This is a genomic window from Candidatus Nitrotoga sp. AM1P, assembly GCF_013168275.1.
GTDB lineage: Bacteria > Pseudomonadota > Gammaproteobacteria > Burkholderiales > Gallionellaceae > Nitrotoga.
In genome coordinates this window covers 963,879-983,724 of the sequence record NZ_AP019547.1, presented here as the reverse complement: position 1 = coordinate 983,724, position 19,846 = coordinate 963,879, and the positions used below count along the sequence as shown (strand labels likewise).

Annotated in this window: 22 protein-coding genes and 1 pseudogene; 8 read left to right on the top strand and 15 right to left on the bottom strand. The window is 48.6% G+C overall.

Features of this window, described 5'->3' with window-relative positions; all coding sequences use genetic code 11:
- Positions 1-11 precede the first annotated feature (11 nt).
- From W01_RS04365 to W01_RS04355, 3 genes are read right to left on the bottom strand one after another with little or no spacing between them, the layout of a single operon-like run.
- Positions 12-701, bottom strand: coding sequence for a hypothetical protein (locus W01_RS04365; RefSeq protein ID WP_173052404.1), 690 nt, complete (start codon positions 699-701; stop codon positions 12-14).
- A complete protein-coding gene (locus W01_RS04360; RefSeq protein WP_173052403.1) occupies positions 698-1,984 on the bottom strand; it encodes an ABC transporter ATP-binding protein in 1,287 nt (428 codons plus the stop codon). The genes W01_RS04365 and W01_RS04360 overlap by 4 nt, the downstream gene beginning before the upstream one ends.
- Positions 1,981-2,775, bottom strand: a complete 795-nt coding sequence (locus tag W01_RS04355) for an ABC transporter permease (protein ID WP_173052402.1) — start codon at positions 2,773-2,775, stop codon at positions 1,981-1,983. Before W01_RS04355 ends, W01_RS04360 begins: the two co-directional genes overlap by 4 nt.
- A gap of 371 nt (positions 2,776-3,146) precedes the next feature.
- On the opposite strand from W01_RS04355, the gene W01_RS14115 reads away from it, so the two are divergent.
- The 3 genes and pseudogenes from W01_RS14115 (at position 3,147) to tnpA (ending at position 4,378) form a co-directional block, all read left to right on the top strand.
- The gene (locus W01_RS14115) at positions 3,147-3,665 is read left to right on the top strand and encodes a PEP-CTERM sorting domain-containing protein (protein ID WP_242007036.1); all 519 of its coding nucleotides are present in this window, start codon (positions 3,147-3,149) and stop codon (positions 3,663-3,665) included.
- 53 nt (positions 3,666-3,718) lie between these two features.
- On the top strand, positions 3,719-3,913 hold the full coding sequence (locus tag W01_RS04345; protein WP_173052401.1) for a hypothetical protein: 195 nt from the start codon (positions 3,719-3,721) through the stop codon (positions 3,911-3,913).
- A 20-nt stretch (positions 3,914-3,933) separates the two neighbouring features.
- Positions 3,934-4,378 (top strand): annotated as a pseudogene (gene tnpA / locus W01_RS04340) (IS200/IS605 family transposase).
- A gap of 118 nt (positions 4,379-4,496) precedes the next feature.
- Here the strand turns inward: tnpA and W01_RS04335 are convergent.
- From W01_RS04335 to nth, 3 genes are read right to left on the bottom strand one after another with little or no spacing between them, the layout of a single operon-like run.
- The gene (locus W01_RS04335) at positions 4,497-5,057 is read right to left on the bottom strand and encodes a cob(I)yrinic acid a,c-diamide adenosyltransferase (protein ID WP_173052400.1); all 561 of its coding nucleotides are present in this window, start codon (positions 5,055-5,057) and stop codon (positions 4,497-4,499) included.
- Positions 5,057-5,479: a DUF1841 family protein gene (locus W01_RS04330; protein WP_173052399.1), complete on the bottom strand. Its 423-nt coding sequence runs from the start codon at positions 5,477-5,479 to the stop codon at positions 5,057-5,059. The genes W01_RS04335 and W01_RS04330 overlap by 1 nt, the downstream gene beginning before the upstream one ends.
- Positions 5,479-6,111: an endonuclease III gene (gene nth / locus W01_RS04325; protein WP_173052397.1), complete on the bottom strand. Its 633-nt coding sequence runs from the start codon at positions 6,109-6,111 to the stop codon at positions 5,479-5,481. Before nth ends, W01_RS04330 begins: the two co-directional genes overlap by 1 nt.
- Positions 6,112-6,398: 287 nt before the next feature.
- Here nth and mobB point away from each other — a divergent pair, with 287 nt between their 5' ends.
- The 5 genes from mobB (at position 6,399) to moaC (ending at position 8,734) form a co-directional block, all read left to right on the top strand.
- Positions 6,399-6,905 carry a molybdopterin-guanine dinucleotide biosynthesis protein B gene (gene mobB, locus W01_RS04320; protein ID WP_173052395.1) on the top strand — a complete coding sequence of 169 codons (507 nt, stop codon included), beginning with the start codon at positions 6,399-6,401 and terminating at the stop codon, positions 6,903-6,905.
- Complete coding sequence (locus W01_RS04315) at positions 6,902-7,225, top strand: MoaD/ThiS family protein (protein ID WP_173052393.1); 324 nt, start codon at positions 6,902-6,904, stop codon at positions 7,223-7,225. The genes mobB and W01_RS04315 overlap by 4 nt, the downstream gene beginning before the upstream one ends.
- 302 nt (positions 7,226-7,527) lie before the next feature.
- Complete coding sequence (locus W01_RS04310; protein WP_173052391.1) at positions 7,528-7,782, top strand: MoaD/ThiS family protein; 255 nt, start codon at positions 7,528-7,530, stop codon at positions 7,780-7,782.
- Positions 7,783-7,784: 2 nt separating this feature from the next.
- A complete protein-coding gene (locus tag W01_RS04305; protein ID WP_173052389.1) occupies positions 7,785-8,258 on the top strand; it encodes a molybdenum cofactor biosynthesis protein MoaE in 474 nt (157 codons plus the stop codon).
- Positions 8,255-8,734 carry a cyclic pyranopterin monophosphate synthase MoaC gene (moaC, locus tag W01_RS04300; protein WP_173052387.1) on the top strand — a complete coding sequence of 160 codons (480 nt, stop codon included), beginning with the start codon at positions 8,255-8,257 and terminating at the stop codon, positions 8,732-8,734. Before W01_RS04305 ends, moaC begins: the two co-directional genes overlap by 4 nt.
- 1 nt (position 8,735) lies before the next feature.
- Here the strand turns inward: moaC and mog are convergent, their stop codons facing one another.
- From mog to W01_RS04255, 9 genes are all read right to left on the bottom strand, one after another.
- On the bottom strand, positions 8,736-9,284 hold the full coding sequence (gene mog, locus W01_RS04295; protein WP_173052385.1) for a molybdopterin adenylyltransferase: 549 nt from the start codon (positions 9,282-9,284) through the stop codon (positions 8,736-8,738).
- 170 nt (positions 9,285-9,454) lie between these two features.
- Entirely contained in the window at positions 9,455-10,774 is a 1,320-nt protein-coding gene (locus tag W01_RS04290; RefSeq protein ID WP_173052383.1) for a putative O-glycosylation ligase, exosortase A system-associated, read from the bottom strand.
- A 4-nt stretch (positions 10,775-10,778) separates the two neighbouring features.
- Positions 10,779-11,609 carry a formyl transferase gene (locus W01_RS04285; protein ID WP_173052381.1) on the bottom strand — a complete coding sequence of 277 codons (831 nt, stop codon included), beginning with the start codon at positions 11,607-11,609 and terminating at the stop codon, positions 10,779-10,781.
- Positions 11,602-12,825: a hypothetical protein gene (locus W01_RS04280; protein WP_173052379.1), complete on the bottom strand. Its 1,224-nt coding sequence runs from the start codon at positions 12,823-12,825 to the stop codon at positions 11,602-11,604. The genes W01_RS04285 and W01_RS04280 overlap by 8 nt, the downstream gene beginning before the upstream one ends.
- Before the next feature lie 17 nt (positions 12,826-12,842).
- Positions 12,843-14,264, bottom strand: a complete 1,422-nt coding sequence (locus W01_RS04275; RefSeq protein WP_173052377.1) for a phenylacetate--CoA ligase family protein — start codon at positions 14,262-14,264, stop codon at positions 12,843-12,845.
- A gap of 2 nt (positions 14,265-14,266) precedes the next feature.
- The gene (locus W01_RS04270; protein WP_173052375.1) at positions 14,267-15,382 is read right to left on the bottom strand and encodes a glycosyltransferase family 4 protein; all 1,116 of its coding nucleotides are present in this window, start codon (positions 15,380-15,382) and stop codon (positions 14,267-14,269) included.
- A 5-nt stretch (positions 15,383-15,387) separates the two neighbouring features.
- On the bottom strand, positions 15,388-16,602 hold the full coding sequence (locus W01_RS04265) for a TIGR04063 family PEP-CTERM/XrtA system glycosyltransferase (RefSeq protein ID WP_173052373.1): 1,215 nt from the start codon (positions 16,600-16,602) through the stop codon (positions 15,388-15,390).
- Positions 16,603-16,731: 129 nt separating this feature from the next.
- Positions 16,732-17,775: a bifunctional UDP-4-keto-pentose/UDP-xylose synthase gene (locus W01_RS04260; RefSeq protein WP_173052371.1), complete on the bottom strand. Its 1,044-nt coding sequence runs from the start codon at positions 17,773-17,775 to the stop codon at positions 16,732-16,734.
- 143 nt (positions 17,776-17,918) lie between these two features.
- On the bottom strand, positions 17,919-19,829 hold the full coding sequence (locus W01_RS04255) for an XrtA/PEP-CTERM system amidotransferase (protein ID WP_173052370.1): 1,911 nt from the start codon (positions 19,827-19,829) through the stop codon (positions 17,919-17,921).
- Between the last annotated feature and the right edge of the window lie 17 nt (positions 19,830-19,846).

Sequence of the window (19,846 nt, the reverse complement as noted above, 5' to 3'; positions counted from 1 at the left end):
TTTACCTCGTGTTACCAGTGATAGTTGCCTGCGACGTCCACATATTCCTTTAGTTCCTGACGAACAAAAGCAATTTGCTGCTGGGTAAGAAATTCATGTGCTGACGTCATCTCCAATGATGAGACATGGCGCCGGTGGAAGAAGGTTCTCTTGTCGTAATAGCTGAAACCCATGTCTACAATTTCGTGGGTTTCTCTTTGAAGTCCTTGAGTCTTTTTGTACACCGTAGATTTTCTGAATTGCCACCAGATCTGAATGATCTCATTTATTTTCATATCCCGAAGCAGGTAACGCCCGATCTTCAATACAGCTAATAGTGGTGTTCTTTCGATTTCGTCATAGTCAATGTTTAGAACATGCTTGGACATCTGGCGGTGCCAGGCAAGCCATCCTTCGTATGCTGCTACCGACTCTTCGAGAGAAAATTCGAATGTTCTCATCCATGATGCGATGGCATCTTCAGGTTTCCGGATAGTGCAGATGCAGGGCAGTGCATTCTTTTTCAAAAGTAAGTTGGTGAAATGATCGGGTGCGTGAGTTTTTATGATTAGATTATTACTGTTCATTGATGCATCCAGAGCCTCATCGAAGGCATTTGTGGAAAAGACTGATACCCCTCCACGCGCTTCCAGAAGCTCTCTGGCAACGTTAAAGGAAAACGTAGAACCGCTACGCTGCATACCCGCAATGATTGCTATCATAAGACCACTTCTGACACTTTTTGTGATTCGCTGAATTGACTGAGTGCTGGCTTGGCAAACAGATTTGCATAACCCGCTGCGTAATGACATTCGGAGGATGTTACTCGAAAGATCAGGCAATCAACTCTACGATGCAGAAACACTGGTCCATCGTCTGATTCGTAAGTCGATCCCACGTTGAGATAATATGTTCCAGGCACCAAATTGCCTTGCAGCTCGAAGCAAACCGAAATATCGTCTTGGGCATTAAAAGACTCTTGCATGGAACAATTGGTAGTGTTGGTTCCGTAAATACAGACGCCCTCGACAGTTTTCACCATCATTCCGAATTTGACGCCGCGAGCGGGTCTTGCAAATTGAATTTGGTAGTTAACGGAAAACGGGACTCCCTCGGGAATGACATTAATGGCTTCTCCTGAAGCGCTTTTTATCGTGACAGAGAAAATGACAGCCCCGCCATCGCCATACTGCTTTTCGATACTTTCAGAATTAAGGCCTAAATCTAGCGATCCAACCGATTTTGTAGGGCTGGCAATAGTGGTGCGCTTGGCGACGTCTCCAAAAATCGTCTGCTCGTATTCGTCGCAGACGGTCTTCGCTTTTCCAATTGCTTTGACTGTCCCATGATGGATAAAGATCGCCTTGTCACATAGCCGTTTGACAGTTTCAATATCATGGCTGACAAAGAGTAAGGTGCCTCCTTGGGCACGAAATGCCTCGATGTGGTGAAAACACTTACGTTGGAAGGCAGCATCGCCTACCGATAACGCTTCATCCACGATAAGAATATCGGGCCTGAAAGCAGTGGCTACGGCAAATGCTACACGCATTTGCATACCACTCGAGTAAGTGCGCATTGGTTGTTCAAAATAATCGACAACTTCGGCAAAGGCCTCAATTTCAGGCATCGCTTTTTCTATGTCAGTCTGACTGTGGCCCATAAGACCAGCGGAGTGGTAAGCATTCTGTCGGCCCGTCAGGTCGGGGTTGAAGCCCATGCCCAGTTCCAGAATTGCCGCCACTCGGCCACGTAATCTTACTTGGCCCAGGGTAGGGCGGGTGGTGCCGGTAATGAGTTTTAGCAGGGTGCTTTTGCCTGCACCGTTTTGTCCAACTATGCCAACGGCTTCACCAGGGCTTATGGAAAAATTCACGTCTTTGAGTACCCAATGTTCTTCACGCGGGGTAATGGTTGGCACAAACCAGGAAACCACACGCCGCCATTCACTGCCCCATTGGCGGTAAGATTTACCCAGATTTTTGACATGTAGTTCGCCACTCATAGTTGATCCACCATTTCGGGGCTGGCCTTGCGAAACAGCAGCAGCGCAAAAGCGAGTAGGAAAGTCGCAATTATTGCAGTCTCACCTAATCCGGCCAAGTTGGGCGCACGGTTATATAGCAAAATATCCTGATAGCTGGTGATTATGGGAATGAGGGGGTTTAGCACCAGCCAGCTTTGATATTGTTCCGGAATGATGTTCACCATATATACAATAGGGGTGAACCAGAACAGAAATTGCATAATTACGGGTACGATTTGTCCAATGTCGCGCATAAAGACATTTAGAACACCCAAGGTCAGGCCTAACCCAAGTGCCAAGGCGATAGTCATCACCATGATTGCTGGGAGCCAAATAAGTGCAATACTTGGGGGATGTCCCAGTATGCCAAATATTGCCAAAATGGCTACAAACAATAAAATGTTGTTGATCAAAGCGCTCCCAGTAACGATAAGAGGTAAAGCTATTTTAGGAAATGTCAGTTTTTTGATAATGTTGCCGTTATCTATGAATAGGGTCAGGCAGCGGTTAACAATTTCAGCAAAAAGCGTCCAACCTAAAGTGCCAGCCATCAGATAGATGGAGTAGGCATATTTGTTATTGATACCGGGTAATTTAGCAGATAGCACCGCTGAGAGTACAAAAGCAAATATAAGTACCTGAGCTAGTGGGTTTAAGATCATCCACAGTCCCCCTAAATGACTCCGTACAAATTTTGTACTAAGCTCAGTTTTAATGGAAGAGAAAATGAAATAGCGGTAGCGCCATGCCGTGAGGAGTATGTCTTTCATTCTGTGGCCAAATGCATATTAAGTATCTGTAATTAATATGTGGTTTTTTATTAAGTTGTTGTAATGGATTTATCGTAGAAGCATGCCGATTAAACGTTCACTCTTGATTCATCAACTTGGTATCATTCGTTTGATTTTTCGATGTTATTTTTGACGGAGTGCATAAGAACTGAATCCCCAAGAACCCCCTACTTTTAACTATGTCGTAAATTTTTACATGGCTTGCTTCATGCCAATATATTTATTTATAACTGATTGTTTAATTATGAATAAATATATTGGCATGAATAATGCTTTTTATATACTGTAGATCTCCTCGATTGTCATATCAAGCTTGATCGCATTTTATTTAACCTTTCAAGGATGTCAGCATGAAGATTCCATTTAAATATGCTAGAAGTACGCGTAATGGTAGCTCATTGAGGTTATTGTCGACTTTGGAATGGGTAGTGATTAGTTTATTTTTCTGCCCATTCTCGGTATCGGCTGCGCCACTGTTGGGTTCCGCTTTGTCCAGCTTTGGAGTCCTAGGTAAAGCGGGGGTAACCAATGTTCAAAAAAGTAAGATTAATGGAAATTTGAGTTTCTCAAAAAATATCTTTGTTGGCGAGGAATACACCTCTGAAACATTCAGCTCAGTACCCCCCTTAGTACTCCCGGTCCCGGACATTATCTCATACCCAGTGGACAACACCGTTGTTGGACCTATTGTCGACGTTGGTTCGAACTTTACTGCCCCGATCTTGCCGGCTACTGGGTTCGAAAGCAGTGGTAGCATTAACCAAGCTGGCAATATTCAATCGGTAGCAGCCGTACCTGAACCTGCAACCTTGGCGTTGCTGGGACTCGGACTTGCGGGACTTGGATTTGCTCGCCGTCGCCACGGCTGATTAACAGTTTTTTACGGTGGAGGCGTATAGAATATAAGTTTGGCGTGAAGGTGATGCACGCACTTGTCTACGGCCTCGCACTCGATTATTTTGTACTTCATTTCTTAGTGAATGCGTCTGAGGTGATGCTGCCGACTACTCCTGAAAGTAGGCTAGTGACACGCAATCAGCCTTTTACTCGTCATGAAGATGGCGGATTCAATCTCTTGGGTATGATTCCTCGCGGCTTGCTGCGACTTTGCCTTTGACTTTGCCTTAAACTGGATGGATGAGTGAATACATTCATAAGAAGCATAATGTAACGGTATTGCTGTACGCACATAGTGTGTCCAGCGAAGTATCGTCGGATGGTATTCAGTAAAAAGGTAGAGGATGGGTTAAGAGACGTATGTATTGAGATAGAGAAGAGGTATGAGATCAAATTTTTAGAGATAGGTGCGGATGAAGAGCATGTTCATTTTTTGGTGCAAAGTGTACCCACCAAGTCAGTGTCAGAGGTGGTCAGAGTAATTAAGAGTATAACGGGACGAGAGATATTTCGTAGATGTCCAGAGGTCAAGAAGCAATTGTGGGGTGGAGAGTTTTGGACAAGCGGGTATTTTGCAAGTAGCGTTGGGAAGCATGGTAACGAAGAGATGATTATGAAGTATGTAAGTGGTCAAGGTAAGGTATACACAAAGATACACGAGGATCGTCAACTGGCGCTGTTCTGATACCCCGCGGCTTGCCGCGGGGTAATTCATTAAAGATCACTTGGCTAATATCCAGCGTCGCTTAAGATAGCGATGCCCTCGGACAGTTTGGTTCAAATGATTCCTCCAAGATTGAAGTTTAGGTCTCTAGTCGCTTTAGTAATGTTCTTTGCCATAACGTTTCTTCTTGCCCCATTGTGTGATTGAGTACACGACACAGTATGAACAATAAGTCCGAAAGACGGTTCAAGTAGGGTAGGCCATATTGTGGTACGGCTTCGAGCTGAGCGAGTGCGGCAAAGTCTCGTTCAGCGCGACGTGCCACGGTACGCGCTACATGGCATTGTGCCGCTGCACGGGTTCCACCCGGAAGGATAAATTCCTTAAGTGGTGGCAGGTCAGCATTGTAGTGAGCAATGGCGGCATCCATGTGCAGGAGCTTGTCTTCGGTAAATTGCGCAGCAGGATATGCTAACGCACCGCCGAGATCGAACAGGTCATGCTGTATATGTACCAGTAAGTTGCGCTCGTCATCCGGTATAGTTTCAGCCAGCAGTACGCCGAGATGGCTGTTAAGTTCATCTACGCTGCCGATGGCGTGAATGCGTGCACAATATTTTTCCACGCGCGTGCCGTCGGCTAGTCCGGTACTTCCTTTATCCCCCGTGCGGGTGACAATTTTGCTTAAACGATTAGCCACTATTGTTTCTCCAGACAATTCAAGTACACGTTTGCATCTGGTGCTGTGCTGTTACGCTGCGCCTGCCAGATCATTTCACCCAGGCATTCCATCATGCGATGTTGAGCGTTGTGTTCTGATTGATGTTGTGCAACAAGACGCTGAAAGTGCATGCGGATGCCATGCGGTTGGTCGATGGAAATCTGCTCCTCAATAGTGAGGTGCATCATCAGGTGCAGAAAGGGGTTCGTTGTGCCTTGTTCTGGTGTGTAGTCTTTATCCTGATAGCGTTCCGGATTTTCCAGTATTGAGTAATATTCAGGATGCTTTTCGATGAGCTGTGCAGCGAGGTCTTCCAGTGGAGAGAGCAGCGCGCCTGCGCGACGCTTGCGCCAGGTATCGATGAGAAACATTCGTGCTTCATCTCTGCTGGGGTTGAACATTATATTTCCTTGTGGCGGTATTCACACAGATCTACGATGCGACAAATGCCACATTTTGGCTTGCGTGCTTGACATATATAGCGTCCATGCAGGATCAGCCAATGGTGTGCATCATGTTTAAATTTGTCCGGTACAAACTTGAGCAGTTTTTGTTCTACTTCCAGCGTCGTTTTGCCGGGGGCAAGGCCGGTGCGGTTGGATACGCGGAAAATGTGTGTATCTACTGCGATGGTGGGTTGGCCGAAGGCAGTATTGAGCACTACATTTGCGGTCTTGCGTCCTACACCCGGAAGAGCTTCCAGCGCCTCGCGTGTTTGCGGCACGTTGCCATTATTATTTTCTAATAATAGTCGACAGGTTTGAATAATGTGCTTTGCCTTGGTTTTGTAAAGGCCGATGCGTTGTACATAGCCGCGCAATTTTTCTTCGCCCAGATCGAGAATGTTCTGCGGTGTGTTAGCTACCGGGAATAATTGCCGGGTGGCGGCATTTACGCTGACATCGGTAGCTTGTGCCGATAGGATCACCGCCACAAGGAGCTCAAACGCCGAGTGGTATTCCAGCTCAGTGGTCGGGTGCGGATTGGCTGCTTGCAGGCGTAGAAAAATTTCCTGGCGTTTTGCTTGATTCACGAAGTTGTCTCACACAAGCAAAATTGGGCTGCACAGTAGTTGTTCATAATGGGGGGTAAGTTTGCATAAGGGCTTCTACACTTTCTGAAGCCTACATATTAATATGTTACAGGACAACTTGTAGGTAAGGATAGGCAAGTTGGTTAGCAAGAATGAGTCAGCGTAGTACAGGTGCGCTGAGGTATACAGAGTAGCTGAAACCAGATTGACTTCTGTCTTGACGGATGGGTTCACTGTACGCTACGCTGATACTACAATTTGGTCACGCGCAATAATTAAAAAACTTTATGTCTGATAAAAAAATAATGGGTTTCGCGGGTTATTCCGGTAGCGGTAAAACAACGCTGCTGGAGAAAGTTATTCCTTTTTTGACTGCACAAGGCTTGCGCATTGCTGTTATCAAGCATGCTCACCATGATTTTGATATCGACAAACCGGGTAAAGATACCTATCGCCATCGCAAGGCAGGTGCAAGCGAAGTATTGATTGTTTCTGCGCAAAGATGGGCTTTAATGCATGAGCTGAACGATGAACCGGAACCTAGCCTGGAATATCTCTGTTCACGGTTTTCCGGTTATGACCTCATATTGGCGGAAGGTTACAAGCATGCAGCCATACCAAAACTGGAGGTGCATCGCAAAGAAACCGGGGCTGAGAGTCTATATCCATCTGAACCGGGTATTATTGCAGTGGTGACAAATAGCAAAGACAAATTCCCGTTACCTGTGCTTGATATTGACGCGCCAAAGGAAGTGGCCGCGTTTATTCTGAATTATTTTCAAGGAAAGCTATGAAAATTGAGATAGTGTATTTTGGCAAGCCGAGAGAAAATTTGAACATATCACAGGAAACGGTAGATGTTCCAGATGAGTCGTTGACACTTACCGGCCTGCTTGCATGGCTAAGTTTGCGTGGAGAATTATGGGCGCAAGAAATGAATGAAGATCGTGTGCGTTGCGCGGTTAATCAGGAGTTTGCTGGTCTGGCACGACCATTGAACGAAAATGACGAGATTGCCATCACCGCCCATTACCATGGCTGTTCAGAATTTTGGATTAATGATTCTCGCTTAAGGCCAATTGAGCCACGTTTTAGAGAGAATCCATGCTCTTGAATTATTAAAATTTAATAATTTCTGCAAAAAACAGTTGTCCTGACGGAAAACTGGTAAAGGTATTTTCTGCTTAATTTGCCCGGTATGTAACTTACTAATAATTTGATTGCAATGATTGAAGCAGGAATACGCGAATTGTGTAATGAAATAGCAAATATATCGTCATGCCGGTAATCTATAGCAATAGGATAAGAGTTTTATAGATGGTTTCTGAACATAGATATTCTCATATCCCTACTTGATATAGAGATGCCAAAAGAAACCAGCCGTATTTATTTTGAATAATTTTTCCAGGAACAACCATGAAAATTGAATTAGTGTATTTCGGCCGGCCGAGAGAACATTTGAAGATGTCACGCGAAACGGCGGATGTGCCAGCAGAAGCGTCGACACTAGCGGGTCTGCTGGCATGGCTACGTTTGCGCGGAGATATATGGGCGCAGGAGCTGGCAGACAGCCGTGTGCGTTGCGCGATCAATCAAGAGTTTGCTGGTTTGCCTGCCGCCATTAATGAGAATGATGAGATTGCCATTTTTTCGCCTATCTCCGGAGGTTGATAATGAGCGTGTTAATACAGGAAGATGATTTTGATTTGGCCTTTGAATTGAAAACCCTGCGTTCCGGAAATTCAAAAGTGGGTGCCATGGTTAGTTTTGTCGGTTTAGTGCGCGATTTTAGTCATAATGAAACGATAGAGAGTATTTATCTTGAATACTATCCCGGCATGACTGAAAAGGCGCTGAATAAAATTATTGCTGAGGCGACTGAACGTTGGAGTTTAATAAATGTTCGTGTAATCCACCGTATTGGGCAATTGTTTGCAAATGACCAGATTGTGCTGGTGGCGACTACGGCATTGCATCGCGGTGAAGCATTTGCGGGCTGTGAATTCATTATTGACTACTTGAAAACTGCTGCTCCATTCTGGAAAAAAGAACAAACTCGGGAAGGTTCACAGTGGCTGGAAACACGTGAGACAGATGTGAAACGCATGGAACATTGGCATAACGATACAGTCAGGAAATCAGCATGACAAATGGCATGACCCACTTCGATCAAGACGGACAGGCACATATGGTGGATGTTGCTGGCAAGAGCGAGACCCAGCGTATCGCAAAAGCGTCCGGCAATATCAAAATGAGTCCTGGCACGCTGGAGTTGATTGCTTCCGGCACAGCCAAGAAGGGTGATGTGCTGGGTATAGCGCGTATTGCTGCGATACAGGCGAGTAAGCGTACCGCCGAATTAATTCCATTATGTCACCCGCTGTATTTGACTCATGTTGCGGTGGAGTTTCATCTCGACCATGAGAGCAGTACGGTGGAATGCATCGCGACAGCAGAAACGTTTGGCCGCACCGGTGTCGAAATAGAAGCCATGACTGCAGTAAGTATCGCTCTGTTAACGATCTATGATATGTGCAAGGCGGTTGATCGTGGCATGGAAATTAACCGATTGCGCTTACTGGAAAAACAGGGTGGGCGTTCGGGACATTGGCAAGCTGCATAACCTATTTTTGTCGTTGCGCTGACTTGGGACGGAATGACGTTAATACGTCAGGGTTTGTTTCTATGTAGGGTCCACCAATCAAATCGATACAGTAAGGCACGGCGGCAAAAATTCCATCCAGAGTTTCCTTTATTGCCTTCGGTTGCCCAGGCAGATTCAGAATCAGGGACTGTCCGCGTGTCACGCCAAGCTGGCGTGACAAAATTGCCGTAGGAACATAACGCAGGCTGACTGCACGCATTTGTTCTCCGAAACCAGGTAATACTTTGTGTGCCACGGCCAATGTGGCCTCCGGCGTAACATCGCGTAACGCTGGACCGGTCCCTCCAGTAGTCAAGATCAGATGGCATTTTTCTTGATCTGCCAGTTCAATCAAGGTAGTCTCAATCATCGTCTGTTCATCCGGTATCAAGCGTGTAACGCATTGCCATGGGCTAGTCAGCGTCTGCGTAAACCACTCTTGTAATGCGGGTAAGCCAGCATCCTGATAAACGCCACTGCTGGCTCGGTCGCTAATTGAAATAAGGCCAATTTTAAGTGTATTTGTCATTATGTTTCGTCAGGTCGGGAGATGTCGGACAATTTTTCGTGCGGAATGTAATTTCGCGGCATTATCAATTATGAATTTAACTTAAGTCTAAAGATGAGGGTCATTGTTATAACGATCACGCGTCCACAGACGGCTATTAACTTCATTTTAAGGCTTTAAGCTAATCATAACTATAAACTTTTTTGGGGTTGCGTAGCTGCAATTGTACTGACTGTTTGTGTTTTATTTTTCAATAAGATTGATGCACTGGCCGTCTGTGCTTGCTCTTTCAATAAAATTATTTTAGTCAGTATGATAATCATCAGTAGGTGGTAATAGAGATCGAAATTGGACAGTCCAAGAAAGGCTCCGGCTGACGCATAGCCAATCATGCTTACCTGTCCCATCGCGGCTAAATCTGCTGCCCATTTTTTGTCAGGATCGAGTTTCGCTTGTTTTATTACCCAAGAGCCGGTTTGCCACGTCAAGATAGCAAGCAATAACCATAGCCCGAGTCCGATAAATCCATGCTCACCCAGCACTTCAAAATATACGCTATGAACATCATGGACATCGATCGGATCTGGAGCGTACGCCTGGAATGTTTGATACTGAAACATTTCAAATCCGCCGCCTGTAAGACGAGTGTTAGCCACATTCCATGCTGTCCACCAAGCGTTAATTCGGCCTCGAGCAGATGTATCCTGCTCATAAGTTTTAATGGTTGACATGCGGTCATACCACTCTTGCGGCATAACCATGGCCACCACACCGACTGCGGCTACAAGCATAACGCTGGTGAAGAATTTATTCCGGCTTTTCATCCAGAAGATCGAGCCCATTACCGCCGCACCCACCAAGGCACCGCGAGATTGTGTGCCAATGGCGGATACTGCGGTTAGTACCATTGCTGCCCCCAATCCCTGGTGCAGCCATTTGCGTGTCTCAGTTAATTGTAAATAGCGCATCAGAGGAATAGTCATTAGCAAAGCTAAAGCGATTTCATTGTTACCGTCAATGAATGTTCCTGGTGGTCCCTGGACACGGTGCGCCCCTCCTTTCATTATCGTGAAAATTCCGCCTTTTACCCCATAAAAACCAAGTGACAGCGCTATTATCCAAACCAGTCCATGCAACCGTTGGCGATTAGTTATTACCAGAGGTGTCAGAAAGATCATGATTTGAATTTTGAGGACTTTTTGTAATTGTTCCCAAGCCAGATTGGAGAAAAATGCAAAATATGTGGTTACCGACATCCATACAACATACATGAGCAGCACCGTCATTTCGCGCGTCCACGGCATGTGTTTCGGCTCTTTTGAAGTGAATATACTAATCAATGTCGTAATTGCCACGATATAGGCAAAGGGCATTGAGGTCGCGAAACCCCAAGCCAGCTTGTGGGGGTTCATGTAACTTAGCCAGGAATAAAGGTAAAGACCGACATGTGGACGTGATAAGACCATAGGCAAAAGCCCAAACACGATGGCAGTGATGATCAAATCACGCACTGACTTACCTCTGTTCTTTTTCGGAAGGGGGGGCAGTAAACCATGTCACGCGCTTCTTTAAATGGATATCCTTGAGCAAGCCATTGTGCAAACATTGTGCGAGATGTTGCTCGTGATGCCAGCCGCGATCCTTGACTTGATACAACTTGCCCTTGCCTGATTGCGACGCACCCAGCGCTTCGTTTCGCGCGAGGCGTTCGATCGCTTCGGCGTAAGCTTCGGCGCTATCGCGTACAGCGCGCCAAAACAGGGTGAGCTCGTCGTCTCCTTCATGTACTTCGGGACAAATATGGGCGAGCAGCTTGCCGGTATCGATGCCAGCGTCGATGAAGTGTAGCGTACAGCCGATTTTTTCCGGTTCACCGTTATAAAGCGCCCAGAATGTGCAATCTGCGCCGCGGTATTCGGGCGACAAGCCACCATGCAGATTGATGATGCCCAAAGAACCACGCGTAAGCAGCGCTCCTTTGATGAGTGAGGTGCCGAACACGGCAATTACGTCGGGCCGCAGCCGATCGGCAAGCTCGATTACACTTGGATGATTAATATGTGGCACCTCGGTGGTCAATTCGGGTCTGTCGAGTCGCGGTTCGGCACCGCCAAAGAAAAATTTGCCTTCACCCCCGTCAGCGTAACGTTTGCGGTCGCGTAGCCAGCGCCACACTTTGCGCCACAAGTTATCCGGGCGCAGTAGCTTGAGTATTTTTTTGTACGTCCAGTGGCTGCCCGCCTCCTGCACTATAGCTACCACTTGTGCGGCACTACACAGCCGGTTTGCGACATAAAGATGCCGTGGCGCCCGCCCGCATAGCACCATGATAGAAAGTTCAGCCATGTGGATATTCCCCTGGCTTGGCGATTCGCGTAGCGACGGGAGGAATTACACAATCGTGCATATCCATCATTAGCGCATCGGCAAAAAATTTTGCTGCCCAGTTTGGATATTCGAAACGGGAATAATCGCCCCAGATCGGTGACGAGCCAGCGATACCTCCTCGCGCCGCCTCGTCAGCATCATTAAGACGCTGCGTACGTTTTACGTAGCCGATTGCACGGCGTGCGTTCTCCCGAAATTCCGGTGCGCCGCCATCTTGTGCCAGGCGTGTCCAATTGAGGCTCATTTGTGCTACGCCAGTGACACAGCTGTAGTTTGCACATGGTATCCAATTATCCGTATAAGTGCCGGCCAGCCAGCCGTCGGCGCGTTGTACCCGCGCCATGCCGCGAGCAGCGGCAATGGCAGCTGAAAGATAACGTGCATCGTCCAGCAATATCCCACTCTCTAAAAACCCACGAATCGCATAGGCGATGGTATGAGTAAACGGTGCTTTGTCCGGAGTAAAGGCGTTGGTACAAAACCATCCGGAAGTTGTTTGTTGAGTGAGTGCCCAATCGAGATTACGTCGCGCTGCTTGGGTTAGTTCTGGCTCGTTCGCGATCAGGCCCGTGGCCGCTAGCGCCCAAGTGCCCCGAGTGTTGTACACGTGCGGTACATCATTGTGTTCGAAGCGATGCCAGCAGCCATCGGCATCTTGTTGACGAACCAGCCATAAACCCGCTTTGACTGCTGCTGCCAGGCATTCCTGGTGACCCAGTTGCAGATATCCAGCCAGCATGCCATGCATGATTTGACCGGTATTGAAGATCACCGGGCGGCTGCCTGCTTCGCCGAAGTGGCCGGGAAATGCGCCATCGTTCTGCTGTATGGAGAGTTCCCAGTCGATCATGCGCCGGGCACGTTTTTCTAGATCAGGGCGTTCCAACACTTTGCTCGCCGCAAGGAAGGTTTCGATGATGTAGCCGGTGGTTTCCGGATAGCTTGGCAGCCAGCCGTCCTCGAAGCTCCATCCTGCCGAAACACCGCCTGCGTCTGGGTGGCCATCCCTGATGTCCTGGGCACGACAGAGCCAGTCGATTGCGCCCACAAGATGCGTTGCATGGTCAAATTCGGGTTGAGCCGGTGCAGCAATGTCATTGAGGATCAGACGCATATGCCGCGGCCGCCAAGGACGGTAACGGAAAGGCAGTGCAAGTAAATTGGTAAGGTTCATGTTACTCGTTTTCCCTGTTAAATTTTTTCTAGTTGTATAGTGGGCGGCGATTCTTGGAGTGCGCTATCGAGACCCGATTGCAGTGGCACGTGGCTCACCACGTAGCGGTATTTGCCCGAAACTTCTGGCGGAATCGAGTCCACAAATCGTAGTTCGACCCGCACGTTGTTGCCGAGTCGAGCTTGAATTCCGCTCACGGTCTTGTCGCGAGATTGCTCGGTCCAATCAGGGTTTCGCACCACAAAAATCTCTACGTCCTGAATGGTGTGCTGGATAAATTTGAACTCGTCGATCCCCTCCGTTGCCCGCAATACGTAGATTACTGCAAGCGCATGCATGATCGTGCCATCGGAGCGCACCACGAAATCTGTGGTGCGACCCATCACTTCCCCGATCACGTGCAGCCCGCGTCCAGCTTTGCAGGTGTCGTTCGCGTAGCGTACCACGTCGCCGGTGCGGTAACGGATAAAGGGTTGAGCGTGGGAACAGAGTCCGGTCATGACCGCTTCGCCGGATTCGCCTGGCGCGACTGGATTACCTTGTGCATCGAGGACTTCGAGGATGATGCTTTCGCTCATCAACAGCATCTGGCCATTCGGAGTTTCGTGGGCAGTGAAACCAATGTCGCGGCTGCCGAATTCATTGGCGGCGGGAACGCCGAAAATATCTTCGATCAATTTGCGCTGATGTGGATAAAGCGGTTCGCCGGTGGTACATACCACCTTGAGTGAGGGCAACCTGAGTTTGATGCCGCGTTCCTTAGCGTGTGCCGCCAGCAGAGCCAAGCTACTGGCGTAACCGTAAATGCATTTGGGCTGGAACCCGCGAATGGCTTCGATGTAGGCATCCATATTGGCTACCGACATGTCGAAAGCGTTTAGCACCAGCTGGTTGAGCAGCCGGTCCCGCAGTGCCTTGATATGACCGGTTTTGTTTAACTCCACTGGCGCGCCCCAGAGATAGATTTCCCGATCACCCACCTCGACGCCCCACCAGCGCCGTGCGCGTATTCGTCCGGCGGCATCAGAGGCTTGGCGCAGGCGTCCATAGTGAAAAATCAGCGGCTGGCCGCTGGAACCGCCCGTATTATATTTGAAGGCGCCGCCGGGAATGTCGCGCCAGACCAGTTGTTCGATGTTGCGAGTGGCGTCCTGCTTGGTCATGGTGGGCAAGCGGCGCAGTGCTTCCAGGGTGAGTGTCGTGTCGCTGCGTGGCTCCAGACCGGCGGCGTGGATGCGCTCGGCATGCCATGGGCTGTGTTGTTCCGCCGACTGGAGCAGTAGCTTGAGCTTGTGCATCTGTAATTGTTCGACCCCAGTACGAGACAACCATTGGCTTTTTTCCAGCTCGTTCAGGTAGCCGAAAGTGGGGCGCTGCATCAGCCGTTCATGCAGAGGAAACAGGGTATGCGCTACCAATCGATTATAGAGACTGGCCATGTCTATTTTCCATCTAGGGTAACAGCTAATGCCGCCCCATTCAGTGCCATTTTGTACGCCAAAAAGAGTTCACCTCGTACGCTTTCCCAAGCGAATCGGTGCGCGTGATCCAGACCATTTTTAACCATGCGTTCTCGCAACGATTCATCACGCAATACACGTAGTACAGCCTCGGCCATCTGCTCTGGATCACGTGGCGGCACCAGTAATGCGGTTTTTCCGTTTTCCACCAAGAACGGTATACCGCCAACATCGGTACTGACCACTGGCACACCACTTGCCAATGCCTCTAAAATCGAGATCGGCATATTGTCTGCCAGACTGGGATTTAGAGCGATATCTGCTTCGCGATAAAGTACGGGCATGTGCTCGTTATCTATTTGACCTGCAAACACTACAGCATCGGCCACGCCCAGTTCCTTTGCCATCGCTTCCAATTTCGCGCGTTCTGGGCCGGAACCAGCGATAGTTAAACACGCGCCAGGAATGGCTACACGCACAATGCGGAATGCTTTCAGCGCAGTGGTATTGTCGTACAGAGGTTCCAGATTACGCGCGACCACGATATGCGGTGCCGAAAGGTTTCGTGTGCGCGAATCGTTAGGGATGAAACGGCTTAAATTTACAATATTGGGCACTATACGAGTAATGAAATCTCGATTCGCGAATATTCTTTCCAGGAAACCGGAAGGCACAATGATTATATTGACTTGCCTCAGTGTTGGCTGTACCCAGGCAAATGCCCGAGTGAAAAATTCGTCGGCCTCGCCACCACGGTAATTGACCAACACTGCCTTGCCGCGTAACTTTGCGATCCACACCGCCGGTGCTGCAAATAAGTGCCACGACCAGCCAGAGTTGGCCATGATGTGAAATAAATCGACCCTGCCTGCAGCGTGCCATAAATGGAACAAGTACGGCAGTAAGCGAAACACGGCACGCAGCCCTTTGATGTGGCCGACAAAGCGTGGTTGGTAGGGGGCATTCACTGGGACAAGCTCTACGTTGACTCCTTCTTGCTTTAGCAACGTAGCTAGTTGCCAAGTCTGGTTGGCCATGCCGCCCGAAGGTGGCGGCAACGGCCCAACGAGGGCAATTTTTAAATCTTGAATTCGCATTCTGCTTACCTTGCCGCTTTGCCGGTTAAGCGGTTGTAAACGTCACGATAGCGAGCTACGGATACTTTCCAGTTACGTTCAGTCTCGACAAAGCGCCGCCCGGCAGCTTTTATCGCTGGCCAGCGCTCGGGCGTGTTAAGCAAATCGAGCACCTTGTTCGCTAGGTCTTGCGCAGATTCGGCTTGGAACAGCACGCCCGTTTCACCATCACGAATTAGTTCTTTGTGACCGCCCACGCTGGAGGCCACGAACAAACGGCCCTGTGCCATCGCTTCCAGTGGTTTCAACGGCGTAACCAATTCCGTGAGACGCATTGAGTGGCGCGGATAAACGAGTACGTCTACCAGGTCGTAATAGCGGTTCACTTCACTGTGCGGTACTCGACCGGTGAACACAACCTTATCTGCAATGCCCAGTTGGCGAGATTGTTGTTTTAATGCTTCTTCTTGTGGCCCACCGCCCACCAATAAAACACGGATATCCGGCGTCTGATCGAGTATGAGCGGTAATGCAGTTAGCAGTAAATCCAGTCCTTCATAGGCATAGAATGAGCCTATGAAGCCGAGGACACGGTAGTCTGCCAAACCTAGTTGCTGTTTAAGTACATTATCCGGCGTGCTTTCAAAGGAAAATTTTTCAATATCCACGGCATTGGGAATAACGGTGACTTTTTGTTCCGAAATGCCACGCATCACGATATCGTTGCGCAGGCCTTCACAAATCGTGGTAATGGCATCCACGCGCTTTAAGGCATAGGTTTCAAGTGCACGAGTGAGGCGGTAACGCAAACCGTGTTTTTTGCTGGTGCCATGGTCTACCGCCGCATCTTCCCAGAATGCACGAACCTCATAGACCACTGGAATGCCCAAGCTACGGCCAACGCGTAAAGCAGCTATGGCATTTAAAGCAGGGGAGTGGGCATGCAAAATGTCTGGTTTAACAATTCTGGCTACTTTGTTAAGACGACGAGTAAGACTGTTAATGACGGAAATTGGGTTCAATAAAGGTACTTTCGTCATTTTGGCAATCGTATGGCGTGTGCGGAAAAAATGCCAGTCATCGATAGTCTCCTCGCTTGCGCTACAGATACCTTGCTTTGGGCTAGTCAGGTGACTGGTTTCCCATCCTAAGGCACGTTGTTCTTTAAGAATAGAAAGCGTGCGAAAAGTATAGCCACTATGCAGTGGAATGGAATGATCGAGGATATGTAGGATGTGCATTGCTTTTTTAAATCGTTTGCGTATTTAAATCGTGAATTTAAATTCAAAGCGCGGTAATTAATAGTGGTCAGGTATAGCGTACTTTTTTAAGAGTATCTATCCGGATTCTTAATCTCAGCACCTTGTATGTCATTCCATCAGGTCGCGCGCGTCATTGATTTGTTCGCGGTAAGCATCAAAAATTTTGCGCAGGGCATCGGCCATCGAAATAACTGGCTCCCATCCCAGTTCTTCGCAGGTATTGGTGATCTTGGGAACACGGTTTTGCACGTCCTGGTAGCCTTTGCCGTAATAGGTTGTCGCAGTGGTTGTTACCAGTTGCACCTTGCTTGCAGAATTGCGGTACTCCGGGTATTCCTCGGCCAGTTTCAGCATCATGGTAGCCAAGTCACAGATGGAATAGTTGTTGACCGGGTTGCCAATGTTATAAATCTTGCCGGAAGCGATACCATCCTTGTTTTCAATGATCTTTATCAGTGCGGTTATACCATCGTCGATATAAGTGAATGCACGTTTTTGTTGTCCACCGTCTACCAGACTTATATTTTCGCCGCGTATGATGTGACCGAAGAATTGTGTCAGTACGCGCGAACTTCCTTCTTTAGGGGTGTGGATGGAGTCCAGTCCAGAGCCGATCCAGTTGAATGGACGGAAGAGAGTAAAGTTCAATCCCTGTTCCATGCCATAGCCCCAAATTACGCGATCCATCAATTGTTTGGCACAGGAATAAATCCACCGCGGTTTATTGATCGGGCCGCAGATAAGCTCAGAATTTTCGGGGTCAAATTCCTCATCGTGACACATGCCATATACTTCAGAAGTAGAAGGAAATATTAGATGTTTCTTGTATTTAACGGCTGCGCGTACGATAGGTAGATTAGCTTCGAAATCCAGCTCAAATACACGCAACGGCTCCCTAACATAGGTGGAGGGCGTAGCAATTGCCACCAATGGCAAAATCACATCGCACTTCTTTATATGATATTCCATCCATTCTTTATGGATAGTGATGTCACCTTCAAAAAAGTGAAAGCGTGGCTGATCGAGCAAATCAGTGATACGGTCAGCGTTCATATCCATGCCATACACATCCCAATCGGTTGTAGCAAGAATGCGGTTGGATAAATGGTGGCCGATGAAGCCGCTTACGCCAAGGATCAAAACCTTTTTCATTACAATTTCCTTAAATAGATGTATTGCAAACTAGTATGCGTGTTAGTAATTGAACTAACTTAAGCGGGAAATATGAGTCAAACTTATAGATGCCGTAAAGAAAATTTTGCATGATGCATTTGGAACTCAATCGGCAAACTTGATTATTCCTTCATGGAACTGCTTTGCTGCATGTTGCGAAGAAATGCCTCGAACATTAACAGTGTCCACAAGGGTGTGCTGTAATCGCGCAGTCCGGCTTGATGATGGTCAACTAATTCACGGAGGTAATCCGCATTAAAGTAACCAGTCGCAGCCAGCGTTGGGCCTAGCACTGCCTGCCGCACTTTCTCTTTCAGGGGGCCGCGGAACCAGTTTGCAAGCGGCACCGCGAAACCCATTTTCTTGCGGTATAAAATTTCATTTGGCAGGTGCGATTCCATCGCTTTCTTGAAGATATACTTGCCTTCCCCTCCCTGAAGCTTGAGCGATGCGGGTAAGCGCGAGGCCCACTCCACCAATTTGTGATCAAGCAGAGGTTCGCGTACTTCGAGCGCGTGTGCCATGCTGGCACGGTCAACCTTGGTGAGAATGTCGCCTACGAGATAGGTCTTGATGTCGAGGTATTGCACTCGTGCCAAGGGTTCCTGGGCAGGCGAGCGTGCATCGTGCCGGTACATAACTTCCACCGCGCGGTAGCCTCCCAGCTCTCGGCTGAATTCCGGACTGAAGAGGCGTGCGCGCATGGTATCGCTCAAGAGCGAAACGCTATGAAAATAACCTTCTACTGAATCGCGTGCCATGCCTTCGAGCGTCGATTTGGCACGAAAAATTTTAGGTGCCCAATCTGCTTTGGGATAGAGCTTGCCCAGCAGGCCAAATACGGGGCGACGCACAGCAGATGGAATGAAGCTACGCATGTGTTCTTCGTTCAGATGCCAGCGATAGCGTCGGTAGCCAGCGAAACTCTCGTCGCCACCGTCACCGGAAAGCGCGACAGTGACGGTTTTTCGCGCCAGTTGGCATACGCGGTACGTGGGGATGGCGGAGCTGTCTGCATAAGGTTCATCGTAGAGTGCAGCTAACTTATCGATGAGATCGAAATCATCGGCATCAACTTGCTCTACTCGATGATTCGTGTGATAGCGTGTTGCAACTTTCGCTGCGTATTCGGATTCGTTGAATGCCGGATCACCGAATGAGATTGAGCAGGTATTCACCGGTTCGGTGGATAATTCAGCCATCATGGCTACCACGGCGCTGGAATCTACGCCACCGGAAAGGAAAGCTCCTAGCGGCACCTCTGAGACCAAGCGGATTTTCACAGATTCGCGCAGCAGGGGTATGAGTTCTTCTTGTGCTTCGGCTTGCGTCATTAGAGCAAGGGGTTGGAATGGTACGTCCCAATATTCTCGCGGCTGGGGAATTGGCTGACCGCGCTTGATGGTGAGAGTATGCGCGGGCGACAGCTTTAAGGCTTGTTGGTAAATAGTGCGCGGTTCGGGAATATAGCCGTAGGCGAAATATTCTTCAATCGCGTGTGGATCAATGTCACGTCGCAACGCTGGATGGGCAGTTAAGACCTTGAGCTCGGAACCAAAGATAAGCTGACCGTCGTCGAGCAGGGCATAGTAGAGCGGCTTCACACCGAGGCGATCGCGTGCCAGAAAAAATGTTTCTTTATTGCGATCCCATAATCCGAATGCGAACATGCCGCGGAAACGCTCGACGCAGGCTTCCCCCCATTGCTCCCAGGCATGCACGATGACTTCAGTATCGCAGCGGGTGCGGAAGGTATGGCCCAGTGCTTGCAGTTCGGGGATCAAATCGACGAAGTTGTAAATTTCGCCATTAAATACCACCACCACGCTACCATCTTCGTTGAACAGGGGCTGATGACCGGAGGAGAGATCTATAATCGAGAGCCGCTTGTGCGCCATTGCAATTCCTGGCTCAGCGTGCAAGCCGCTCTCGTCTGGGCCGCGATGATGCTGAGTCTGGTTCATGCGCGCAAGTAGCGCCTGGTCAATGGGGCGCTTGGCTTGCGTATCAAATATACCGGCTATGCCACACATGATGTTGTTTTCATTTT

What these genes read in the sequence shown, in the direction of transcription:
- W01_RS04365 (WP_173052404.1), bottom strand. Translation starts at nt 701, where the DNA reads ATGATAGCAATCATTGCGGGTATGCAGCGTAGCGGTTCTACGTTTTCC.
- W01_RS04360 (WP_173052403.1), bottom strand. Translation starts at nt 1,984, where the DNA reads ATGAGTGGCGAACTACATGTCAAAAATCTGGGTAAATCTTACCGCCAA.
- W01_RS04355 (WP_173052402.1), bottom strand. Translation starts at nt 2,775, where the DNA reads ATGAAAGACATACTCCTCACGGCATGGCGCTACCGCTATTTCATTTTC.
- W01_RS14115 (WP_242007036.1), top strand. Translation starts at nt 3,147, where the DNA reads ATGAAGATTCCATTTAAATATGCTAGAAGTACGCGTAATGGTAGCTCA.
- W01_RS04345 (WP_173052401.1), top strand. Translation starts at nt 3,719, where the DNA reads ATGCACGCACTTGTCTACGGCCTCGCACTCGATTATTTTGTACTTCAT.
- W01_RS04330 (WP_173052399.1), bottom strand. Translation starts at nt 5,479, where the DNA reads ATGTTCAACCCCAGCAGAGATGAAGCACGAATGTTTCTCATCGATACC.
- mobB (WP_173052395.1), top strand. Translation starts at nt 6,399, where the DNA reads ATGTCTGATAAAAAAATAATGGGTTTCGCGGGTTATTCCGGTAGCGGT.
- W01_RS04315 (WP_173052393.1), top strand. Translation starts at nt 6,902, where the DNA reads ATGAAAATTGAGATAGTGTATTTTGGCAAGCCGAGAGAAAATTTGAAC.
- W01_RS04310 (WP_173052391.1), top strand. Translation starts at nt 7,528, where the DNA reads ATGAAAATTGAATTAGTGTATTTCGGCCGGCCGAGAGAACATTTGAAG.
- W01_RS04305 (WP_173052389.1), top strand. Translation starts at nt 7,785, where the DNA reads ATGAGCGTGTTAATACAGGAAGATGATTTTGATTTGGCCTTTGAATTG.
- moaC (WP_173052387.1), top strand. Translation starts at nt 8,255, where the DNA reads ATGACAAATGGCATGACCCACTTCGATCAAGACGGACAGGCACATATG.
- mog (WP_173052385.1), bottom strand. Translation starts at nt 9,284, where the DNA reads ATGACAAATACACTTAAAATTGGCCTTATTTCAATTAGCGACCGAGCC.
- W01_RS04285 (WP_173052381.1), bottom strand. Translation starts at nt 11,609, where the DNA reads ATGGCTGAACTTTCTATCATGGTGCTATGCGGGCGGGCGCCACGGCAT.
- W01_RS04280 (WP_173052379.1), bottom strand. Translation starts at nt 12,825, where the DNA reads ATGAACCTTACCAATTTACTTGCACTGCCTTTCCGTTACCGTCCTTGG.
- W01_RS04275 (WP_173052377.1), bottom strand. Translation starts at nt 14,264, where the DNA reads ATGGCCAGTCTCTATAATCGATTGGTAGCGCATACCCTGTTTCCTCTG.
- W01_RS04270 (WP_173052375.1), bottom strand. Translation starts at nt 15,382, where the DNA reads ATGCGAATTCAAGATTTAAAAATTGCCCTCGTTGGGCCGTTGCCGCCA.
- W01_RS04265 (WP_173052373.1), bottom strand. Translation starts at nt 16,602, where the DNA reads ATGCACATCCTACATATCCTCGATCATTCCATTCCACTGCATAGTGGC.
- W01_RS04260 (WP_173052371.1), bottom strand. Translation starts at nt 17,775, where the DNA reads ATGAAAAAGGTTTTGATCCTTGGCGTAAGCGGCTTCATCGGCCACCAT.
- W01_RS04255 (WP_173052370.1), bottom strand. Translation starts at nt 19,829, where the DNA reads ATGTGTGGCATAGCCGGTATATTTGATACGCAAGCCAAGCGCCCCATT.